This window comes from Agrobacterium sp. DE0009, from assembly GCF_007680755.1.
GTDB classification, from domain to species: Bacteria; Pseudomonadota; Alphaproteobacteria; order Rhizobiales; family Rhizobiaceae; genus Agrobacterium; species Agrobacterium tumefaciens_B.
In genome coordinates, this window is sequence record NZ_VEIU01000001.1 from 1,634,291 (window position 1) to 1,655,130 (window position 20,840).

Genomic DNA, 20,840 nt, shown 5'->3' on the forward strand with positions numbered 1-20,840 from the left:
CCCTTAGCGGGAGGGGGTATCGATCACGATACCGAATTCGGCTCGCAGTCTTTTCGTCAAACCGGCAGCGACGAGTTCATAGGAGCGGCGCACATAGTGCTGCAACTCTTCCTCCTCGAGCGGCGAATGATCGCCGATCGACACCCATTTGCGTTTGGCGAAATACGGTGCCTGCGCTATGCCCTCGAGCGAGGTCAGGATCTCGAAACTCTCCTCGGAGCATTTGACGACCAGCCGCCAATCCTCGCGCTCGCCCAGCACGGCAAAAACCTTGTCGCCGACTTTTGCAACATGGGAATCCCATTGGTCGACGAAACGCACGCCCGGCCATTCGCCGAGCAGCCTGTCAAATGTCTTGCGATTGAACAGGCTCATGCCAATTTCTCGGCGATCAGGGCCGCAAGACGTTTTGCGACTTCCGCTTTGTCGAGGTCCGGCCACGCCTCGACACCCTCGGCCGAAATAATCTTCACGCTGTTGCGGTCTCCACCCATGATGCCGGTTTGCGCCGAGACGTCATTGGCGACGATGTAATCCGCGCCCTTGCGTTCCAGCTTGGCGCGGCCATTTTTTTCAACGTCCTGTGTCTCGGCAGCGAAGCCCACCACAAGCTTCGGGCGGTTTACGTGATGGCCAACGGTTCTGAGAATATCGGGGTTTTCCGTCAGCTGGAGCGCCGGCGGCGCATCACCCGGCTGTTTCTTGATCTTTTGTTCTGATGAGCCCGCCACCCGCCAGTCGGCGACGGCGGCCACCATGACGGCAATATCCGCCGGCAGCCTTGAGATCACCGCGTCCCGCATTTCCTCCGCGCGCTCGACACGGATTACCGTCACGCCAGCGGGATCAGCAATGGTGACCGGACCGGAAACAAGCGTCACTTCCGCTCCGAGCTCTGCAAGAGCCGCTGCAATCCCATGGCCCTGCTTGCCCGATGAACGGTTGGCGATATAGCGCACCGGATCGATCGGCTCATGGGTCGGGCCGGAGGTTACGATTGCCGTTTTACCCTTCAGGGGCTTTGGCCCTCCATCCAGCAATGCGGCGACTGCTTCGACAATCTGCAAAGGCTCCGCCATCCGGCCAAGACCGGCCTCACCCTTCTCCGCCATCTCGCCGGCCATCGGCCCGATGAAAAACACGCCGTCTTTCTTCAGCGTATCGACATTGCGCGTTGTCGGTTTTGCCGACCACATTTTGGGGTTCATCGCTGGCGCAACCAGCACCTTGCGGTCGGTCGCGAGAAGAACCGCCGAGGCCAGATCGTCAGCCAAACCATGTGCCATCTTCGCCATCACATCGGCGGTGGCGGGCGCCACCAGCACGAGATCGCAATCGCGCGCCAGCCTGATATGGCCGACATCCTGCTCGTCCTGCCGTGAAAAAAGCTCTGTGAAAACATGGGTCGCAGACAATGCACCAACGGCGAGCGGCATGACAAATTCCTGCGCGCCCTTCGTCATGACCGGCGTGACCCTGGCGCCGCGCTCTTTCAAGCGGCGGATGAGATCAAGGCTCTTATAGGCCGCGATGCCGCCGGAGATAATGAGAAGAATATGTTTGCCTGAAAGCGTCATGATGCCGGACCAGTTTCCCGTTTACGGGGAAACTAAGCCCTTGGCATACAAAGTGCAATCCGGCTGATATCACGCCGCCTTGGCGACGTGATATTCCTTGATCGCGACCATCTTGATCGCGGGAAAACGCTCGGATTCATAACGCAGCGAAAAGGCATCCTGCGCCAGAAATACCGGATCGCCATCCAGATCGCGGGCGATATCGCCACGCTTGACGTTGAGGAACTTGTCCATTTCTGCCGGCTGATCGGACGAAATCCAGCGGCAGACCGAGAAGCGCGACATTTCAAAGGAAACCGGCAGGCCATATTCGCCCATCAGCCGTTCCTTCAACACGTCCAGCTGCAGCGCACCGACGACGCCGACGATGGCTGGCGAGCCGTCTTCCGGCGAAAAGAGCTGTACGACACCCTCTTCCGCCATCTGCTGCAGGGCTTCCTTCAGCTTCTTCGCCTTCATCGCATCTTCGAGACGCACGCGGCGCAGGATTTCCGGCGAGAAGTTTGGCACACCTTGGAATACAAGGTTTTCACCCTCGGTCAGCGTATCGCCGATGCGGAGCGTGCCATGATTGGGAATGCCGACCACATCACCCGCAAAAGCGGTGTCAGCCAGCTGGCGCTGCGACGCAAAGAAGAATTGCGGCGCGGTGAGGCCCATCTGTTTGCCTGTGCGAGCAAGTCGAGCCTTCATGCCGCGCTCCAGCTTGCCGGAGCAGATGCGGGCGAAGGCGATGCGGTCACGATGGTTCGGGTCCATATTGGCCTGAATCTTGAAAACAAAAGCCGTCATCTTTTCTTCGGCCGCATGCACGGTGCGGGTATCCGCCACCTGATCGCGCGGCGGCGGCGCGAATTCTCCGAGCGCGTTGATGAGATCACGCACACCAAAATTGCGCAACGCCGAACCGAAGAAGACCGGCGTCATGTGGCCTTCAAGAAAGGCTTGACGGTCAAAGGGACGGCAGGCTTCCATCGCCAGTTCCGTTTCTTCGATGAAGGCATCGCGCTCATTTTCCGGAAGTCGATCTGCCACGGCCTGCGGCCCGTTGACCTTCATGGCCTCAACCTGCGTGTCGACACCGCGGAACGTGCTGTCCGCAAGATTATAGGCGCCGCAGAAGGTTTTGGCACGCCCCACCGGCCAGGTGATGGGCGCCGTATCGAGCGCAAGCTTCTCTTCCACCTCATCCAGAATCTCGAAGGGGTCGCGGCTTTCGCGGTCCATCTTGTTGATGAAGGTGATAATCGGAATGTCGCGCATGCGGCAGACTTCGAACAGCTTCAGCGTGCGCGGCTCGATACCCTTGGCGGCGTCGATAACCATGATCGCCGCATCCACGGCCGTCAGCGTGCGATAGGTGTCGTCAGCGAAGTCTTCGTGGCCGGGCGTATCGAGAATGTTGAAGACGCGATCGTTATATTCGAAGGTCATGACCGAGGTGACGACCGAAATGCCGCGCTCGCGCTCGATCTTCATCCAGTCCGAACGGGTCTGGATGCGATCCTTCTTAGCCTTCACTTCACCCGCGAGCTGGATCGCTCCGCCGAACAGCAGCAGCTTTTCGGTAAGCGTCGTCTTACCCGCGTCCGGGTGCGCGATAATAGCAAAGGTGCGGCGGCGGGAGACCGCCTCGGCAAGTGTTTCGGCCATCTGACAAATCCTGTGGAATTGCGGGGTATCTAGCGTTTCAGGGCCGCATTTGCAATTGACCTTGCCGCGATCTCAGCAAACTAATGCCGCATGACCGTTCAAAACGACAATCTCCCCCCTCTGCGCCTTGTGCGCCTCGCCCATGGCGCGGATCTCGAATTGCCATCCTATGAAACCCGCGGCGCCGCAGGCATGGACCTGCGCGCGGCCGTGCCATCCGGCGAAACGCTGACCCTGCAGCCAGGCGAGCGGACGCTGGTGCCGACGGGATTTATCTTCGAGGTTCCGCAGGGTTACGAGGCACAGATCCGCCCCCGCTCCGGCCTCGCTATCAAGAACGGCATCACCTGCCTCAATTCCCCCGGCACGGTGGACAGCGATTATCGCGGCGAAGTAAAGGTCATCCTCGCCAATCTCGGTCAGGACGCTTTCGTCATAGAACGGGGCATGCGCATCGCGCAGATGGTGATCGCGCCGGTGACGCAGGTTACCGTGCTTGAGGTGAGAGAAACCTCTGAAACGGCGCGGGGTTCAGGTGGTTTCGGCTCGACAGGGGTCTAGAATATTTGCGGTAATCACGGGACCACCGCAAATGCTCTATCCTTCTGTTTTACCGCATTGTCCGACGCCGAAGCGAAGCCGCTTCGGCTGGAAATGCTCCACTCCGTAGGCACATGCGATCCAATTGTCTTGGCGTCGAATTTTCGCTATTGATCTGGCGGAGTTTCGAGGAACGATCATGACGTTAACGACCATTCTTGCTTATGCCACCGCCCTTTTCATTGCGGCTGCCATCCCCGGCCCCGGCATGACGGCGATCGTGGCCCGGGCGCTGGGCTCCGGTTTCCGCGAGACTTTCTTCATGGGCCTTGGGCTCATACTCGGCGACATGATCTACCTGACCGCTGTGATCCTGGGCCTAGCTTTTGTCGCGCAAACCTTTCAGGAAGCTTTCATGATCCTGAAATTCGCGGGCGCGGCCTACCTCCTCTACATCGCCTGGAAACTCTGGACGGCGGGCCTCCTGCCACAGGACCTGAAGGCCAAGAAAAGCACGAGCATGCCGATGTCCTTTCTGTCCGGCCTGCTGATCACCCTCGGCAACCCGAAAACCATGCTGTTTTACGTGGCGCTGGTGCCGACGCTGATCGATATCCGCATGATCGGGCCTTCCGAATATGCTTCGCTCCTCGCCATCACCTTCGTTGTCTTGATGGCTGTCCTCCTGCCGTACATCCTGCTTGCGGCCAAGGCGCGTAACCTTCTGAAAAAGCCGAGCGCCCTGACGATCCTCAACCGCACGGCGGCGGGCATTCTGGCGGGAACCGCGACCATGATCGCAATCCGCAGCACGTAAAATAATTTCGTGCAATTGCACTATTTATCACGAAATTTTTCCGGCACGCCGGCTACATAAGGATGAACGTTCGCTAGCCTGAAAGAGCGATTGCTCCTATTCTGCCGCTCGAACCTTGCGGTCACCGCCGCGTGGCCTTCATACAGGAGAGCATCATGACCGAAGCCAGAAAGCCCGGACGCGGACGCGTCTATTCCTCGATTACGGAAACAATCGGCGATACGCCGATCGTGCGGCTCGATAAGCTGGCCAAGGAGAAGGGCGTGAAGGCCAACCTTCTGGCCAAGCTCGAATTTTTCAATCCGATTGCTTCCGTCAAGGACCGCATTGGCGTGGCGATGATCGAAACCCTGGAAGCACAGGGCAAGATCACACCCGGCAAAACAACGCTGGTCGAGCCGACCTCAGGCAATACGGGGATTGCGCTAGCCTTTGCCGCAGCGGCGAAGGGGTACAAGCTGATCCTGACCATGCCGGAGACCATGTCGGTTGAGCGCCGGAAGATGCTGGCGCTGCTGGGCGCAGAACTGGTTCTGACCGAAGGCCCGAAGGGCATGAAGGGCGCAATCGCCAAGGCGCAGGAACTGGCGGAAACGCTGCCCGACGCCATCATTCCTCAGCAATTCGAAAACCCTGCCAACCCCGAGATTCACCGCAAGACGACAGCAGAAGAGATATGGAACGACACTGACGGCACGGTTGATATTTTCGTTTCCGGCATCGGTACCGGCGGCACCATTACCGGCACCGGCCAGGTGCTGAAAGCCCGCAAGCCCGAGCTCAAGGTTATAGCAGTCGAGCCTGCCGACAGCCCGGTTCTCTCGGGCGGCAATCCCGGCCCGCACAAGATTCAGGGCATCGGGGCCGGTTTTGCGCCCGCCATTCTCGACACCGGCATTTACGACGAGATCGTCACCGTGACCAATGACGATGCTTTCGAAATTGCACGCCTTGTCGCGCGGATTGAAGGTGTTCCCGTCGGCATTTCATCAGGTGCGGCACTAGCGGCGGCCATCAAGGTCGGCACGCGGGAAGAAAATGCCGGCAAGAATATCGTCGTCATCGTTCCTTCTTTTGCGGAACGCTACCTTTCTACCGCACTTTTCGAGGGCCTGGGGCTTTAAACTTCGCTTTCGATTGGGCTTTGATGGCTCCCAGTGATCCGATAAATCCAATGTGCCGCTTACGCCCTGGCGGCACATCTGTTTTGCGGTTCCAACACCGTTCTGAGGCCGGGACGAGTTCGGTTCGGGCCGTGGCCTTTTAGGCGCCTGTCTGTCCGCGATGCCGGTATATGGATCACGCCGGTTAAAGCGGAAGCGGCTGACGTCCCTGTCGCATTGGTTTGTCATGTTATCCGGACGTAAAGCCGCTGCACAGCCTTGCCGGAAATGCTCGACGCTGAGCCTCCTGCCCTTTTGCCGAAGGTGTTTAAGCCGCCACCGTCAACCTTTCTCCAGCGATGCGGTATGAAACGGCTTCCGCGACGTGGATGCGGCCAACCGTCGGCTTTTCATCCAGATCGGCGAGCGTCCGCGCGACCTTTAGAACACGGTGATACCCACGTGCGGAAAACTTGAGGCGTTCAGCGGCATCGCGCAGCAATTGCAGGCCAGACGCATCGGGCTCCGCATATTTTTCGATGAGCGTTGTCGTGCACCTCGCATTGGTGCGAATGGCCGGAAAGCCAGCGGTCGCATATCGCTCCTGCTGCGCAAGGCGCGCCCTCGCGACGCGCGCGGCAACTGTCGAGCTCGATTCCGACGCCACCGGACGGATGAGATCCGCAGCGGAAACGGCAGGGACGTCGATGCGAATATCGATGCGATCGAGCAGCGGGCCTGAGATGCGGGCCTGATAATCAGTGACGCAACGCGGACCCCGGGCACAGGTAAAGCCTGGCTCGCCCGCCATGCCGCACCGGCACGGATTCATCGCGGCGACGAGCTGGATTTCTGCGGGATAGCTGACGCGGTGATTGGCGCGCGCAATGATGCACTCGCCCGTTTCGAGCGGCTGGCGCAACGCATCCAGCACCTGCGGCGCAAACTCGGGAAACTCGTCCAGAAAAAGCACGCCGTGATGGGCGAGCGAGGCCTCGCCCGGCTTAGCGCGAAGACCGCCGCCGATCAGCGCCGCCATGGTCGCGGAATGGTGTGGGGTGCGAAACGGCCTTCGGTCGGAGAGCCTACCACCGGACAGTTGGCCGGCTATGGAGTGAACCATGGACACTTCCAGCAATTCCGCCGCCTCCAGCGGCGGCAGAATGGACGGCAGACGAGCAGCAAGCATGGATTTGCCCGAGCCGGGTGGACCGACCATCAGCAGATTATGGCCGCCGGCAGCCGCTACCTCAAGCGCGCGCCGGGCGCTTTCCTGTCCCTTGATATCGGCGAGATCAGGCAGATTGACCGGATTGGGACGGATGGCTGGCGTGGGACGCGAAAGGCGCTGCGTGCCGCGAAAATGATTGGCAAGCGCTATAAGGCTTCGAGGCGCAAGAATATCGATACCGGCGCCCGCCCAGGCTGCTTCCGGCCCACTTTCGGCAGGGCAGATCAGTCCCTTGCCGAGCGCATTCGCGCCGATCGCAGCTGGCAAGGCACCTGAAACCACCCCAATGGTGCCGTCAAGATTAAGTTCGCCGAGGACCACATAGTCTGCGAGCGCTTCCGCCGGAATAGCGCCCAGGGCAGCCATAAGACCGAGCGCGATGGGAAGATCGAAATGTGATCCCTCCTTTGGCAGATCCGCAGGCGCGAGATTAACGGTGATTTTTTTGGCCGGCAGGGCAAGACCAGAGGCGTGAAGCGCAGCTTGCACCCGCTCGCGGCTTTCGGCGACCGCCTTATCCGGCAGGCCGACGATCTGGATGCCGACCCGCCCGGGCGCGACCATGACCTGCACCTCAACGGGCACGCCCTCTATTCCTTGAAATGCAACCGTATTGACCCTTGCGACCATGGCCCGCCCCCGCAAACCGGCTGTTTGAGAGGGGTGAGCCCTCTCTGCAGCTACTGGTAAGCAACGTGCCACAGGCCAAAGAATAAAACAAGAACATCCAGCGAACCATTTCTCGCTGTCGATGTATTTTAGTTGTATCTAGTTGTACTAGTGGAACAAAGCTGGATCGTTACCCTCGCGTCAGAAATCCTGAGCGTCGCGTTTTTTCTCGATCGCGTCCCACAAGAGGCTGGCAACATCGGCACCGCCGAATTTTCGCACTTCCCTGATGCCCGTTGGAGAGGTGACATTGATTTCCGTCATGTAGTCGCCAATGACGTCGATACCGACGAACAGGAAGCCACGTTCGCGCAGCGCCGGCCCGATGCGGCAGCAGATTTCCTTTTCGCGCGCGGTCAATTCCGTCGGCTCCGGCCGGCCGCCGGCATGCATGTTGGAGCGGGCGTCGTTTTCCGCAGGCACACGGTTGATGGCGCCAACCGGCTCGCCATCGACCAGCAGGATGCGCTTGTCGCCCTTGCGGACATCAGGCAGATATTGCTGGGCGATATAGGGTTCGCGGAACATCTGACCGAACATTTCCAGCAGTGAGGAGAAATTGCGGTCGTCACGCGCGGAATGGAACACTCCCGCGCCGCCATTGCCGTAGAGCGGCTTCAGGATGATGTCGCCCATCTCGTTGCGGAACCGGGCAATCTCCTCCACATCCTTGGTGATCAACGTCTTCGGCATCAGATCCGCGAATTCGGTGACGAAGATCTTCTCGGGAGAGTTGCGGACCCAGACGGGGTCGTTGACGACCAAGGTCTTTGGATGAATGCGCTCAAGCAGATGAGTCGAGGTGATATAGGCCATGTCAAAGGGCGGATCCTGACGCAGATGGATGACATCCATGGTCGAAAGATCGACACGCTGCGGTTCAGACAGGGAAAAATGGTCGCCCTTGATGTCGCGCAGCTCCATCTGCTCGACGGTGGCGTAAATTTTGCCGTCGCGCATGGAGAGGCGCTCAGGCGTATAATGGAACAGCCGGTAGCCGCGCGCCTGCGCCTCAAGGCTGATGGCGAAGGTGGAGTCACCGGCAATGTTGATACCGGAAACATGATCCATCTGGATCGCGACGTTCTTGATCTTCGCCATGCGCATCTTCCTCTTGCAGCATGAGAGCGTCATCGGCCCCGCCATGCCCATTGTCCCGTCTTTTCAGGCTCCCCGGCAGGACCGGAGGAGAACCGGAAATGCTTCAGAAAACCTCAGGAGATGTAGGGCAGCGCCCATTCAAAGGCAACTGCTGCAAGGCGTCGTTGGTGTGAGTTTTATTGAACCTTCACAAATCCAGGGCGGCGCTATCGAGGTGCCGCCTCGGGTCAGGTTCTATGGGTTCACGCCGCGAGCTTGTAGGAACGGCCGGCAAACAGCTTGTTCTTGACGCGGTAAGCTAGAGCAAGTGCCTTGGGGAAGGGACGCCGCATGAAGGCAACCTTGCGGACATAGTCGTCCACGCGCCAGGTGGCCCATGTTCCGGCCGGAAAATAGGCGACATCGCCTGCCCTGAGGATGCTGACCGAACCGTCTTCTGCGGTCACATGCACTTCGCCTTCCAGAATATACACCGTTTCGTCCCAGCCGAAAAACCAGCGGAATTCGCCGGCCGTGCAATCCCACATGGCAGTGCTGGACGCACGGTCTCCACTGCGGGAGTGATCGGCCGCGCGGGCCTGCGGGTTGCCGGATACAATCCAGTCCGGGTTGATGGGGGCGGGCTGAAGCCGCAGATCGGTGCAGGAGGCGCTGACGACGCCCTCATCTTTGTTACGCCGCAGATAGACCGGCAATATCGGAATGGTTCGGACCGCCATGGTTGCCGCGGCAGCGAACATCATTTTCAAAGACATGTTAGAAAGCCCCCATGAAATATTGGAGTCTTCTAGCACCGGGATTGTAAAAAAGCATCTCAGACAATCGGCGCAATTTTACGAATTGCGCCGATTTCACCGCGGATATTACACGGTCGCCAGTTGGGCTGGCTGGTTGGCGACCTGCTTGGCGTTTCCGCCGATGCGCTTGCCCGTTTCGCTGGAAAAGAAGTGAAGCTTTTCAGGGCTGATCGTCACCAAAAGCACGGCGGGAATGTCGATTTCAGGCGGGAAAGCCACGGTCAGGTTCTGGTCGCCGATCATGCCGTGGATAAGGCGCTGCGAGCCCAGCTCCTCGATGTAATCGACCCGCAGTGAGAAGCCCTGCTCACCAGCTGCCGCGAGGCGAAAATCTTCCGCCCGCATGCCCACCGTCACCGGCCCGGAGGCGGGGGCAAACCCATTAAGTGCAAAGAGCGACGGTCCGACAGCCAGACTGTCGCCATGCAACTCCGCATTCAGCAGATTCATGGCCGGCGAGCCGATGAAGCTGGCAACGAAGATGGAGGCCGGGGTGTGATAAACCTCCAGCGGCGCGCCGATCTGCTCGATCCGCCCGCCATTCAGCACCACAAGGCGATCCGCCAGCGTCATGGCCTCTAGCTGGTCGTGTGTGACATAGATGGACGTGGTGCCAAGACGCTTTTGCAGACGCTTGATTTCGCCGCGCATGGAAACGCGCAGCTTGGCATCAAGGTTGGACAGGGGCTCGTCAAACAGGAAGGCCGCCGGTTTGCGCACAATGGCGCGACCCATGGCCACACGCTGCCGCTGGCCACCGGACAGGGCGCGCGGCTTTCGATCGAGATAGGGTTCGAGCTGCAGCATGCGCGCGGCTTCGGCCACACGTGAATCGATTTCCGCCTTTGGCGTCTTGCGGTTCTTCAGGCCGTATTCGAGATTTTCACGCACCGACATATGCGGGTAAAGCGCGTAGTTCTGGAACACCATGGCAATATCGCGATCGGCGGGATCAACCTGGTTCACCACCCGCTCGCCGATCCTGACCGTGCCTTCGGAGATATCCTCAAGGCCGGCAACCATGCGCAACAGCGTGGACTTGCCGCAGCCGGAGGGGCCGACGAGAACGATGAACTCGCCATCCCTGATGTCGATGTCGACGTGGTGCACGGCACGCACGCCGCCATGATAATCCTTGCAGACCTGACGGATGTCTATAGCGGCCATTTTGGTCTCCTTATTTATCGCTTTCGGTCAGGCCCTTGATGAACCAGCGCTGGAAAATGACGACGATCAGCACCGGAGGCAGCATGGCCAGCACGGCGAGCGCGAAAGCTTCGTTGTAATCGGGAATTTGCGAACCGACCCAGACCTGCAGGATCGACTTGATGCCGCGCATCAGGGTGAAGAAACTTTCATCCGTCGTCATCAGCATCGGCCAGAGATACTGGTTCCAGCCATAAACGAACATGATGATGAAGATCGCCGACATCATCGTGCGCGAGAGCGGAACGAGCACATCGATAAAGAACTTCACCGGCCCCGCCCCGTCGATGCGGGCAGCCTCCAGAAGTTCCTCCGGGACCGACTTGAAGAACTGCCGGAAATAGAAGGTACCCGTGGCAGATGCGAGAAGCGGCACGATGAGACCGGTGTAAGAGTTCAAAAGGCCCAGTTTGCTCATCACTTCGTAGGACGGCATGATGCGCACTTCGAGCGGCAGCAGCAGCGTGGTGAAGATGATCCAGAAGGCGAGGGTTGCAAACCGGAAGCGGAAATAGACGATTGCATAGGCCGCCGTCATCGACAGGACGATCTTGCCGACGGCGAAACCAATGCCGAGGATCAGCGAATTCAGCACCATGTTGAGGCCCGTGACCTGACCGGTGAATCCGCCCTTCTGTGTCAGCACCTTTTCGTAGGTCTCGAGGAAATTGTCGCCGGGAAGGATAGCCAGGCCGCCGCGATGAATTTCCGCGGCCGTATGCGTGGACGTCATGAAGGCAACAATGACCGGCAGGATCAGGAACACAGCGCCCATGATCAGAACCAGATGATCGAGGGGTTTTGTCTTGTACATCGTCATATCCCTCAATTGTAATGGATGCGCTTCTCGATGAAGCGGAACTGGATGATGGTGAGGACGAAGACGACCAGCATCAGGATGACGGACTGGGCCGACGAGCCGCCGATATCATTGCCGCGGAAGCCGTCGAGAAACACCTTGTAGACCAGGGTGATGGGATTATTCGCCGCCTTGTCCTTCACCATCACGTCGATGACGCCGAAGGTGTCGAAAAGCGAATAGGTGATGTTGATGATCAGCAGGAAGAAGGCGGTCGGCGCCAGAAGCGGCATGATGACGGTCCAGAACCGGCGAAAGCCCGAGCGGCAGTCGATCGCCGCAGCTTCCCGCACGGAGACGGGCACACTCTGAAGACCGGAAAGGAAAAAGATGAAATTGTAGGGGATCTGCTTCCAGACCGCGACAACGATCATGGCAAAAGCCGTGTCTGAATAATTGAGCCCGACCTTCATGTCCCAGCCTAAAAACGCGGCCATCTTTACGAAGGGGCCGATGTGCTGGTCGAAAAACATCATGCCGATGAGGCCGGCAACGGGCGGCGCGATGGCATAAACCGAAATCAGCAGCGTCTTGTATGTCGAACTGCCGCGAATGACCGCATCAGCCTTGACGGCGAGCAGCAGGCCGAGCGCCAGCGAAAAGAAAGTGACCAAGATGGTGAAGACCACCGTGAATTTGGCGATGCTGACATATTCGGGGCTGAAGATCGCATCCGTGTAATTGGCGAAGCCGACAAAGGAGGCGCCGAAGCCAAACGGATCTTCAATGTAAAAAGACGACTGTATGGCCTGAACGGATGGCCAGTAGAAAAAAACAAAGATAACGGCGAGTTGCGGTGCCAGGAACAGATAAGGCACGTAGGACGCAGAAAACTGAACACGCTTCATGCCAGCTTCAGCAGCCTTCGCCGGTTTTCCCGTCTTGTTCGAACGGCCAGCCAAAAAGGTGCCGGGTTGAGAAGATGTGTAGGCCACGCTTGCGCTTCCTTTTCCAGAAGCGAGCCTCCCTTCCGGGGAAAGGAGGCTCGGCAACGATCTTTGATTTCGAACGCGGTTGATCAACCAGCCGTCTTGGCAAAGCGGGCCAGAAGGTCGTTGCCTTCCTTCTCGATGATCTCGAAGGCAGCCTTCGGGGTCACTTCGCCGGAGAAGATGCGGTTATATTCGCGCTCCATGACGGCGCGGATCTGCGGATAGAAGCCAAGGCGATAACCCTTGGACCACTCGCCGCCCGGCAGGGACAGCTGCTGGATGCCGACTTCGGCGACCGGCTTTTCCTTGTAATAACCTTCTGCCTTGGCCTTTTCGTAGGCGGCCTTGGTGATGGCGACGTAACCGGTTGCCTTGTGGTAGAAGACCTGGATTTCAGGCGAGGTCAGGAACTGGAAGAAGTCGGCCACGCACTTGTTTTCGGCTTCCGACTTGCCCGACATTGCAAAGAGAGCAGCGCCGCCGATGAAGGAGTTGGTGCCGGCGCCCTTGATGGAGCCCCAATACGGAAGGAAGGTTGCCGAGAATGGCATCGTCGCCGTCTTCTGGAGGCCGCCGAAGGAACCCGAAGAGCCGACCCAGAGAGCAACCTTGCCTTCTTCGAATGGCTTCTGGTTATCGTTCCAGCCAGCGCCGTAATAGGCAAACAGACCCTTGTCCTTCCAGTCCTTCAGCTTCTCGAACATCATGACGAGGTTCGGGTCGGTCACCTTGAGCTTGGTGTCGATGACGCTGTCGTAACCGTTGTTGTTGGTGGCGAACTGGATGTTGTTGCGGGAGAAGAAGTTTTCCGTGAACTGCCAGGTCAGCTGCGACTGAACCAGCGGGATGTAGCCGGCCTCCTTCAGCTTCGGTGCGATCTTCTCGAAGTCTTCCCACGTTTTCGGCGCTTCGACGCCGGCCTTCTTCAGGGCTTCGTCGTTGATGTACATGATCGGCGCGGAGGAATTGAACGGCATGCCGACAAACTTACCGTCAGCGGCAGCATAGAAATAACGTACGCCGTTGATAAAGGCGTCACGGTCGAACTTGTAGCCGGCCTTGGTGATCAGGTCTTCAGCCGGGATGACGGCGCCTTTGGCGTTGATGATGGTGGCGGCACCGGCATCAAAAACCTGAAGAATGTTCGGCTGTTCGCCCGAACGGAAAGCCGCGATGCCGCTAGCCAGCGCTTCTTCGTAGGAGCCCTTGGAAACCGGCGTCAGCGCGCATTCCTTCTGGGCTTCGTTGAACTTCTGCGAAACTTCGTTGATGACTTCGCCGTTCCGTCCGCCCATGCCGTGCCACCAGGTGATGTTGGTAGCCGCCATGGAAGAGGTCGCCGAAATGCTGACAGCCACAGCGGCCATGGAAAACTTCTTGAACATATCAAATCCTCTCCACCATTTATTGGGGTGAGGATGCGAATAGAGGGGTTCAATGACGCCTCTTTGACAGTTCCATGTCAGATTTATAACAGCGGCTGGCGAGTATCTCAGCCGGCTATGCGTTCTATAGGCCGTGCCGGATTTCCAACAACGGTCGCACCCGGCGCGACATTCCGGGTCACCACCGAACCGGCGCCGACGATCGCGCCATCGCCAACGTTGATGCCAGCCAGAATGATCGCTCCGCCACCAATCCAGACCTTGCGCCCGATCGTGACCGGCTTTGCAATTTCAATGCCTTGCGCGCGCGGTCCCGGATCCAGATGGTGCTCCGCGCAATAAATCTGAACCACGGGGCCCAGCATTGACCCGTCACCGATCGTGACGCGGGCGGAATCAAGGATGGTGCAGCCGGCATTGAGATAAACATTTCGGCCGAACGAGATGTTGAAACCGTAGGCGCAATGAAATGGCGCTTCGATGAACACGCCTTCACCCACGGAAGAAAAAAGGGCGCGCAGAAGCGATCCGATGGCGCCGCGCTCATCCGGCTGCATGGTATTGTGCTCATGAACGGCCCGCCGCGCATTCCAGCGCAGCCTGTCGAGTTCAGCGTCCATGCAGCTGTACCAATCGCCCGCAGCCATTTTTTCCAGCTCGGTGGACATTGTTTCCCTCCTCAGAACGCGTCGATGAAATGCTGCGGCAGACGCCTCGGCATGATGGCAATGATGTCGAAGCGCAGGGATAGCCGTTCGGCGTCCTTTCGGCGGGCAAGCCAGAGGTCTGCCGCCGCCCGGATGCGCTGTTGCGACTGGACACCAACCGCGTCCACCGCGCCCATGCCCGAAGGCCGCGCCTTTACCTCGATGACAGCAATAAGGTCTTTCTTGCGAGCGATGAGATCGATTTCGCCAAGCCGGGTTCGATAGCGAATGGCGAGAATGCGATATCCCTTCAACAGCAGATAAAACGCCGCCCAATATTCGGCGACATGGCCGCGGCGCTCGGCTTTGCGCCTTCTGCTGCTTGGCCCTTCAGCGCCCATCCGTTTCCTTCATATCAAGCAACCTTTGATAAAGCTCCTTGCGCGGCAGGCCTGTCAGCTTCGCGGCTTCGCCGGCAGCCTTTGCGGCGGACATGGTGGCGACAAGATCTTTCAGAAGCTTCTCGACATCCTCAATATCGGGAATCTCGTCATAGGATGGCGGCTCCACCAGAAGCACGATCTCGCCCTTCACCACCCGGTCGTCATTATAATAATCCGAGAGTTCGCCAAGGGTGCCGCGCCGGAACTCCTCGAATGTCTTTGTCAGCTCTCGGCAGACCACACCGCGACGATCGCGGCCCAGCACTTCGGACGCGACCTTGACGGAGGCGCCGATGCGATGGGGCGATTCAAAGAATATGAGGGTCGCCGGTATTTTTGCCAGTTCGGCAAAGCGGTCGCGTTTGCCGCGGTCCTTCACTGGCAGGAAGCCCGCAAACAGAAAGGAGTCGCTCGGCATTCCAGATCCGACAAGGGCCGCAAGCGGAGCGGAGGCACCGGGAATCGGCACCACGCGATGGCCGGCCTCAAGCGCGAGCTGGCCCAGCCGATAGCCGGGATCGGAGACAAGCGGCGTTCCGGCATCCGACACCAACGCCACGGATTTTCCGGATTCCAGCGCGGCAATGAGCTTTGGCCCGGCTTCATTGGCATTGTGCTCGTGATAGGCAAGCGGGCGGGTGCGAATGCCGTAACGTTCCAGCAGGATGCGGGTGACGCGCGTATCCTCGCAGGCGAGAACGTCGGCCGAGGCCAGTGTTTCCAGCGCGCGGATGGTGATATCGCCGAGATTGCCGATGGGGGTCGCCACGAGATAAAGCGCCGGCTCCAGCGGCCGCGCCGGAACGGTGGCGGTGCCAATCCTGAATTCCTTCGCCATCTGTCTGGCGTCGCTATTTGATGTTTCCTGCCTCACAGGGCTTCCAATCTTTGGGACCGGTCAAGACCAGCCACTCTCTGCTGTTTTGCTCTTTATGGGCAATAGAGACGCGGTGAACAAGGGCAGCGGCCGGCGGAAGGCTGTGGATCATGCTGTATAGCAGCAAAATGAAGCGCGGCAGATGCACTCCGCTCTTGCATTTTCTGCAATAACTCTGCCATTTTGCCCGTCCACATTGTCCGGCATTTGCCGGTGAAGACTCTTCTTGCCGATCCGGCGGTGGCCGGGTCGCAACGGTTGAAAGCGGTAGCGTCCATGCGTATTACTCTTGAGCGGTCGAACCTTCTGAAATCGCTGAACCACGTTCACCGGGTCGTCGAGCGTCGCAATACGATCCCGATCTTGTCCAACGTGCTCCTGCGCGCCTCAGGCGCCAATCTGGACATGAAGGCGACCGACCTCGATCTCGAAATCACCGAAGCGACACCTGCTATGGTAGAGCAGGCGGGCGCCACCACCGTTCCGGCGCACCTGCTTTATGAAATCGTCCGCAAACTGCCGGATGGTTCGGAAGTGCTTCTGGCGACCAATCCTGACGGTTCCACCATGACCGTCGCCTCCGGTCGCTCGAAATTCTCACTGCAATGCCTGCCGGAAGCGGATTTCCCCGATCTGACCGCCGGCACCTTCAGCCACACCTTCAAACTGAAGGCGACCGATCTGAAGATGCTGATCGACCGCACACAGTTTGCGATTTCGACCGAAGAGACGCGTTATTACCTGAACGGTATTTTCTTCCACACGATCGAAAGCAATGGCGAACTGAAGCTGCGTGCCGTCGCCACTGACGGTCACCGTCTGGCGCGCGCCGACGTCGATGCGCCCGCGGGCTCCGAAGGCATGCCGGGGATCATCATTCCGCGCAAGACTGTCGGCGAATTGCAGAAGCTGATGGACAATCCGGAACTGGAAGTCACGGTGGAAGTTTCTGATGCGAAAATCCGCCTGACCGTCGGCACGGTCGTTCTGACCTCGAAGCTGATCGATGGCACTTTCCCCGACTACCAGCGCGTGATCCCCACCGGCAACGACAAGGAGATGCGCGTCGATTGCCAAACCTTCGCTCGTGCCGTGGACCGTGTTTCGACGATTTCTTCGGAGCGAGGCCGGGCAGTGAAACTGGCGCTGACTGACGGCCAGCTGACGCTAACCGTCAACAATCCCGACTCGGGAAGCGCTACTGAAGAAGTCGCTGTTGGTTACGACAATGATTCGATGGAAATTGGCTTCAACGCCAAATATCTCCTCGACATCACGTCGCAACTCTCCGGTGACGACGCGATTTTCCTGCTGGCCGATGCCGGCTCGCCGACGCTCGTCCGCGACACGGCGGGCGACGATGCGCTTTATGTTCTGATGCCGATGCGCGTCTGACACCTGCTATTTTTCGATATTTCCAAGGAAGCGCCGGTGACCAGTTCATCGGCGTTTTTGATTCGAGAGGGCGCGACAAGGTTCTCCAGGCGAATTTTCTCAGTTACGACATTTCGCCTTGTTTTTGCGCCAAATGGGATCAACATTGCGGTAACAGTTTTTTGACAATGACTAAATTTATCTGAGGGGAATTATGGCACTTAACCTGAAACGCCGCTTTGAACAGAAATTCGAGGAAGAAATCCGCTTTTTCAAAGGCATGGTGAGCCAGCCGAAAAAAGTGGGCGCCATCGTCCCGACATCGTCGATCACGGCGAAAAAAATGGCGAGTGTCATCAACCCCCATTCCGGTCTGCCTGTTTTGGAACTCGGTCCCGGCACCGGCGTCATCACCAAGGCCATCCTGGCGCGCGGCATCAAGCCGGAGAAGCTGACAGCGATCGAATATTCCACCGACTTCTACCAGCAGCTGCTCAGAAGCTATCCCGGCGTCAACTTCGTCAACGGCGACGCCTTCGATCTCGATGCGACTCTTGGCGAGCATAAGGACCAGATGTTCGACAGCGTCATCTCGGCGGTTCCGATGCTGAATTTTCCGATGGCCGCCCGCATCAAGCTTCTGGATGAATTGCTGAAGCGCGTGCCGCATGGTCGCCCCGTGGTACAGATATCCTACGGCCCCATTTCCCCGATCGTCGCGCAGCCACATCTCTACCATATCCGGCATTTCGATTTCATCGTGCGCAATATTCCGCCGGCGCAATTGTGGACCTATACGCGCGCCTGATCGGCCCCGTTGACTGGACAGGGCCGGCATTTCCGGTCGCAACGATTGGTTAGGGCGCCGATTTCCCCTAACCATCGCCTTTTGAGGACCGATATCCATCTACGCGCTCTACATCACCCACCCACAGGTCAAGATCGATGCGGCCGTCCCCGTTCCTGAATGGGGGCTTTCTGAAAAGGGTGCAGAACGGACAAGGCAGGCGAGCCACCTGCCTTGGGCGCGGGCGTTGTGCCGCATCGTTTCCAGTGCTGAAACCAAGGCGATCGAGACTGCCCGTATCCTCGCCGAGACATCCGGTGCAACGATAGAAACCGTCGAGGCGATGCATGAAAACGACCGGTCCGCCACCGGTTTTCTGCCGTCGAGGGATTTCGAGAGGGCAGCGGACTGGTTCTTTGCCCATCCTGAGGGGAGTTTTCAGGGCTGGGAGCGGGCGATCGACGCGCAGGCGCGGATCGTCGGCGCTGTCCGGGCCGTTCTCGGCCGACACGACGGGCAGCAGCCAGTTGCCTTTATCGGCCATGGCGGCGTGGGTACACTTTTGAAATGCCATATCGAAGGCCGCGGCATCAGCCGCGCCGAGGACCAGCCGCCGGGCGGCGGCAACCTGTTCCGATTCTCAGTCGCCCAATTTTTGCTTGCAGCCGCCTCCCCCACATGCGACTGGACGGCAATGGAAACATGGCAGGGATAAGACAATGACCGCGCGCGAAAAACTCATCGTCGGGCTGGATGTTCCGACTGTGCAGCAGGCCGAAGACATCGTTTCGAAAATCGGTGACGAAGTCCTTTTCTACAAGATCGGCTATCAGCTGGTGTTTGCCGGTGGTCTGGAATTCGCGCGTGACCTTGTCCAGAGCGGCAAGAAGGTCTTTCTCGACATGAAGCTGCTCGATATCGACAACACGGTTGCTTCCGGCGTCGAGAACATTGCCCGCATGGGTATGTCGATGCTGACGCTCCACGCCTATCCCAAAGCCATGCGCGCGGCGGTCAAGGCGGCGGAAGGTTCCGGCCTCTGTCTGCTGGGTGTCACCGTACTCACCTCGATGGACGACAGCGACCTTGCCGAGGCCGGCTATGCCTCCGACGCGCGTTCGCTCGTGCTGCGCCGCGCGGAACAGGCACGGGAGGCGGGCATGGGCGGTATCGTTTGCTCCGCGGAAGAGTCGACGGCCGTGCGCGAAATTCTCGGCCCTGACCTTGCCGTCGTTACTCCCGGCATCCGCCCCGCCGGTGCCGATCTTGGCGACCAGAAGCGGGTGATGACGCCCTTCGACGCGATCAAGGCAGGATCGAGCCATCTGGTGGTCGCCCGCCCGATCGTCAGGGCGGAAGATCCGAAAGCGGCGGCCCGCGCCATTCTCGATGACATGCTGCGGGCCAGCTACCCGGCAAACCAATAAGATATGGGAGGCAATGACATGGCCAAGGGATACTGGATCGCCCGCGTCGATGTGCGCGACAGCGAACGCTACAAAGACTATGTTTCGACAGCAAAACCCGCCTTCGAGCGTTTCGGTGCCAATTTTTTGGCGCGTGGCGGCGCCGTGACGGAGCTTGAGGGCAAGGCACGTGCCCGCAACGTCATCATCGAATTCCCATCGGTCCAGCACGCGATCGACTGCTATAATTCGCCGGAATACCAGGCGGCCGCCAAAATTCGGCAGGAAGTCGCAGATGCAGAAATGATGATCGTCGAGGGGATTTGACGATCAGCCGACGCATTTTGGCGCACCCGCCACTGCACCGCCATAACATCCCTTCACCTGCGCGCAGCTTTGGGCTAAGAGACTGAAAAACATTTCTTCGACAGCTTCTGAGGAGCCTCCCATGACCTTGGCCAACCTTCCCCCCCTCGTTACCGTTTTTGGCGGTTCGGGTTTTGTCGGGCGGCATGTCGTCAGAGTGCTTGCCAAGCGCGGTTATCGCATCCGCGTCGCCGTGCGCCGTCCGGATCTTGCCGGCTTTTTGCAGCCGCTCGGCAATGTCGGCCAGATTTCCTTTGCGCAGGCGAACCTGCGTTATCGCGATTCCATTGTCAGCGCCATCGCCGATGCGGATCATGTCGTCAACTGCGTCGGCATTCTGACAGAGAGCGGGCGCAATACGTTTGACGCCGTGCAGGAATTCGGTGCGAAAGCGATTGCCGAAGCGGCCCGCGATGCCGGCGCAACGCTCACACACATTTCCGCCATCGGTGCAGAAGCCAATTCGCCGACCGGTTACGGCCGGACCAAGGGCCGCGCCGAAGCTGCGATCCATTCTGTCCTGCCTGCAGCCGTTATCCTGCGTCCCTCGATCATATTCGGACCGGAAGACGACTTCTTCAATAAATTCGCCAAGATGGCCCGCAGGCTGCCATTCCTGCCGCTGATCGGCGGCGGAAAAACCAGGTTCCAGCCTGTCTACGTCGAGGACGTTGCCGAGGCCGTTGCCCGCAGTGTCGACGGCAAGCTGAAGCCCGGCGCCATTTACGAACTCGGCGGTCAGGACGTTATGACCTTCCGCGACTGTCTTGAGGCGGTTCTCGCCGCGACCTATCGCGAACGTCCTTTCGTCAATCTGCCTTTCGGCGTTGCGTCGATGATCGGCAAGGTCGCGTCGCTGGTACCGCTGATCTCTCCGCCGCTGACCGCTGATCAGGTGACCCTCCTGAAGAAAGACAATGTCGTTTCCGCGGACGCCGAAAAGAACGGGCTGACGCTCGAAGGCATTGGCATCACGCCCGTTCGGGTCTCGTCCGTTCTGCCGTCCTACATGGTGCAATACCGTCAGCACGGCCAGTTCGCGAATGCCGGCAAGGCCGCCTGAGGCTCGC

22 protein-coding genes are annotated in these 20,840 nt (G+C 59.0%); 9 read left to right on the forward strand and 13 right to left on the reverse strand.

Translation table 11 applies throughout. The features are described from left to right. Positions 1-3 precede the first annotated feature (3 nt). From FS804_RS08230 to FS804_RS08240, 3 genes are all read right to left on the reverse strand, one after another. Entirely contained in the window at positions 4-375 is a 372-nt protein-coding gene (locus FS804_RS08230) for an MmcQ/YjbR family DNA-binding protein (protein WP_063949516.1), read from the reverse strand. After that, positions 372-1,577 carry a bifunctional phosphopantothenoylcysteine decarboxylase/phosphopantothenate--cysteine ligase CoaBC gene (coaBC, locus tag FS804_RS08235; protein WP_144576096.1) on the reverse strand — a complete coding sequence of 402 codons (1,206 nt, stop codon included), beginning with the start codon at positions 1,575-1,577 and terminating at the stop codon, positions 372-374. Before coaBC ends, FS804_RS08230 begins: the two co-directional genes overlap by 4 nt. Positions 1,578-1,646: 69 nt before the next feature. Continuing rightward, positions 1,647-3,230: a peptide chain release factor 3 gene (locus FS804_RS08240; RefSeq protein WP_063949514.1), complete on the reverse strand. Its 1,584-nt coding sequence runs from the start codon at positions 3,228-3,230 to the stop codon at positions 1,647-1,649. 90 nt (positions 3,231-3,320) lie between these two features. Between FS804_RS08240 and dut the strand changes: the two genes are divergently transcribed. From dut to cysK, 3 genes are all read left to right on the forward strand, one after another. Beyond that, the gene (gene dut, locus FS804_RS08245) at positions 3,321-3,791 is read left to right on the forward strand and encodes a dUTP diphosphatase (protein WP_144576098.1); all 471 of its coding nucleotides are present in this window, start codon (positions 3,321-3,323) and stop codon (positions 3,789-3,791) included. 178 nt (positions 3,792-3,969) lie between these two features. Further along, entirely contained in the window at positions 3,970-4,587 is a 618-nt protein-coding gene (locus tag FS804_RS08250) for a LysE family translocator (RefSeq protein ID WP_144576100.1), read from the forward strand. 155 nt (positions 4,588-4,742) lie between these two features. Beyond that, positions 4,743-5,711: a cysteine synthase A gene (gene cysK / locus FS804_RS08255; RefSeq protein ID WP_144576102.1), complete on the forward strand. Its 969-nt coding sequence runs from the start codon at positions 4,743-4,745 to the stop codon at positions 5,709-5,711. A gap of 307 nt (positions 5,712-6,018) precedes the next feature. On the opposite strand, the gene FS804_RS08260 is transcribed toward cysK, so the two are convergent. The 10 genes from FS804_RS08260 to rsmI form a co-directional block, all read right to left on the reverse strand. Then, complete coding sequence (locus FS804_RS08260; protein WP_144576104.1) at positions 6,019-7,551, reverse strand: YifB family Mg chelatase-like AAA ATPase; 1,533 nt, start codon at positions 7,549-7,551, stop codon at positions 6,019-6,021. 180 nt (positions 7,552-7,731) lie between these two features. After that, complete coding sequence (gshB, locus tag FS804_RS08265) at positions 7,732-8,691, reverse strand: glutathione synthase (protein WP_144576106.1); 960 nt, start codon at positions 8,689-8,691, stop codon at positions 7,732-7,734. Between the two features lie 242 nt (positions 8,692-8,933). After that, a complete protein-coding gene (locus FS804_RS08270) occupies positions 8,934-9,446 on the reverse strand; it encodes a cupin domain-containing protein (protein ID WP_144576108.1) in 513 nt (170 codons plus the stop codon). A gap of 108 nt (positions 9,447-9,554) precedes the next feature. Then, positions 9,555-10,655: a sn-glycerol-3-phosphate import ATP-binding protein UgpC gene (locus FS804_RS08275; protein ID WP_144576110.1), complete on the reverse strand. Its 1,101-nt coding sequence runs from the start codon at positions 10,653-10,655 to the stop codon at positions 9,555-9,557. A 10-nt stretch (positions 10,656-10,665) separates the two neighbouring features. Next, positions 10,666-11,508, reverse strand: a complete 843-nt coding sequence (gene ugpE / locus FS804_RS08280; RefSeq protein WP_063949803.1) for a sn-glycerol-3-phosphate ABC transporter permease UgpE — start codon at positions 11,506-11,508, stop codon at positions 10,666-10,668. A gap of 11 nt (positions 11,509-11,519) precedes the next feature. After that, a complete protein-coding gene (locus FS804_RS08285) occupies positions 11,520-12,488 on the reverse strand; it encodes an ABC transporter permease subunit (RefSeq protein ID WP_172801622.1) in 969 nt (322 codons plus the stop codon). 83 nt (positions 12,489-12,571) lie between these two features. Continuing rightward, on the reverse strand, positions 12,572-13,870 hold the full coding sequence (locus FS804_RS08290; RefSeq protein WP_144576112.1) for an extracellular solute-binding protein: 1,299 nt from the start codon (positions 13,868-13,870) through the stop codon (positions 12,572-12,574). A gap of 107 nt (positions 13,871-13,977) precedes the next feature. Next, complete coding sequence (locus tag FS804_RS08295; RefSeq protein WP_144576114.1) at positions 13,978-14,538, reverse strand: sugar O-acetyltransferase; 561 nt, start codon at positions 14,536-14,538, stop codon at positions 13,978-13,980. 11 nt (positions 14,539-14,549) lie between these two features. Beyond that, complete coding sequence (locus FS804_RS08300; RefSeq protein ID WP_144576116.1) at positions 14,550-14,918, reverse strand: YraN family protein; 369 nt, start codon at positions 14,916-14,918, stop codon at positions 14,550-14,552. Further along, on the reverse strand, positions 14,908-15,798 hold the full coding sequence (rsmI, locus tag FS804_RS08305) for a 16S rRNA (cytidine(1402)-2'-O)-methyltransferase (RefSeq protein WP_144576118.1): 891 nt from the start codon (positions 15,796-15,798) through the stop codon (positions 14,908-14,910). Before rsmI ends, FS804_RS08300 begins: the two co-directional genes overlap by 11 nt. 315 nt (positions 15,799-16,113) lie before the next feature. On the opposite strand from rsmI, the gene dnaN reads away from it, so the two are divergent. The 6 genes from dnaN to FS804_RS08335 all read left to right on the forward strand — a co-directional run bounded on the left by dnaN (position 16,114) and on the right by FS804_RS08335 (position 20,833). Next, positions 16,114-17,232, forward strand: a complete 1,119-nt coding sequence (gene dnaN / locus FS804_RS08310; RefSeq protein ID WP_063949502.1) for a DNA polymerase III subunit beta — start codon at positions 16,114-16,116, stop codon at positions 17,230-17,232. 193 nt (positions 17,233-17,425) lie between these two features. Further along, the gene (gene pmtA / locus FS804_RS08315; protein ID WP_144576120.1) at positions 17,426-18,019 is read left to right on the forward strand and encodes a phospholipid N-methyltransferase PmtA; all 594 of its coding nucleotides are present in this window, start codon (positions 17,426-17,428) and stop codon (positions 18,017-18,019) included. Positions 18,020-18,116: 97 nt separating this feature from the next. Continuing rightward, positions 18,117-18,713: a histidine phosphatase family protein gene (locus FS804_RS08320; RefSeq protein ID WP_144576122.1), complete on the forward strand. Its 597-nt coding sequence runs from the start codon at positions 18,117-18,119 to the stop codon at positions 18,711-18,713. Between the two features lie 4 nt (positions 18,714-18,717). Beyond that, the gene (gene pyrF, locus FS804_RS08325) at positions 18,718-19,425 is read left to right on the forward strand and encodes an orotidine-5'-phosphate decarboxylase (RefSeq protein WP_063949499.1); all 708 of its coding nucleotides are present in this window, start codon (positions 18,718-18,720) and stop codon (positions 19,423-19,425) included. Between the two features lie 18 nt (positions 19,426-19,443). Beyond that, positions 19,444-19,731, forward strand: coding sequence for a DUF1330 domain-containing protein (locus FS804_RS08330; protein WP_144576124.1), 288 nt, complete (start codon positions 19,444-19,446; stop codon positions 19,729-19,731). Positions 19,732-19,852: 121 nt separating this feature from the next. Further along, complete coding sequence (locus FS804_RS08335) at positions 19,853-20,833, forward strand: complex I NDUFA9 subunit family protein (protein ID WP_144576126.1); 981 nt, start codon at positions 19,853-19,855, stop codon at positions 20,831-20,833. Positions 20,834-20,840: the final 7 nt, after the last annotated feature.